Annotated in this window: 1 protein-coding gene; it reads right to left on the bottom strand. The window is 71.8% G+C overall.

Going from position 1 to position 949, the window contains the following annotated elements; all coding sequences use genetic code 11:
• Window positions 1-777: hypothetical protein (locus D7V93_RS43480; protein ID WP_120648719.1), on the bottom strand; the 777-nt coding region annotated here is incomplete at its 3' end.
• Window positions 778-949: the final 172 nt, after the last annotated feature.

Raw genomic sequence — 949 nt, 5'->3', positions numbered from 1 at the left:
TTCGTACACCAGGAGCTCGTCGAAGCCGGTGTTCGCCGCCTTCGCGATGCGCGCCTGGTGCTTGCTCAGCAGCGCGGCGTTGGCATCCCGCACGGCCTTGCCTCCAGCCAGCTCCAGCGTGGTGATGTACTTGCGCAGGCCGGCGCGGCGCTGCTCCAACTGCAGGCGCTGCTCCTCGCTGAGCTTCGGGTCCTCCAGCTGGGGCGTCAGCGCCGCGAGCTGCTGCTCCAGGAGCGCGAGGTTCTCCGGATCCGAGGGCCGCGACACCAGGACCGGCTCCTTGGGAGCGACGACCTTGGGCGGGTACACCACGCGGGTGAGGCCCTGGAACTCGGGGAGCGACATGCGCGAGGCCTCCAGGTTCGTGGCGAGCGCGGCCCGCGCCTTCGAGATCATCCGCAGGGAAGCGCCCGCGGCCTTCAGGACGACGCGCGGGTTCTTGCTGCCCAGGTCGGCGCCATACTTCTTGAAGAACGCGGTGGATTCCGTCTCCAGCGTCTGGAAGGCGGGCATCGTCGCCTCGCGCGCGGTGAGGTAGGCCTCCAGCCGCGCCTCATCCAGCTTCAGCACCTGCCCCGCCGGGGGCGGCTGGAAGGGATAGCGGGTGTTGAGCTCGGCGAGCCGCCGGGCCTGCGCCTGCGCCTCCTGCATCGAGCTGACGCCCGCGCCCTCCATGTCGCGGTCCGCCCAGACGCCCGCCGCGATGAGCCCCACCACGACCAGCCCGAGCAGGCCCACGCAGCCCAGCCCCACACCGATGACCCACTTCTTGTTCATTGCGCCACTCCGCTCCGGCTCCGAATCCGGAGGGCAAGGCCCGCACCCACCGGAGCCCCGTTGCTACCAGGGCCGTCCCTCCAGGGCAAGCGCCCCTCCGGCGCCCGGGCGGGCGGCCCCCGGCCCTCCAGCAGACGGCTGGCCCCATCTCCGCTAGGAAGACGCGCATGGC

Origin of the sequence: Corallococcus llansteffanensis (genome assembly GCF_003612055.1) — a bacterium.
Taxonomy (GTDB): Bacteria; Myxococcota; Myxococcia; order Myxococcales; family Myxococcaceae; genus Corallococcus; species Corallococcus llansteffanensis.
This window is presented reverse-complemented; position numbering and strand designations above follow the sequence as displayed.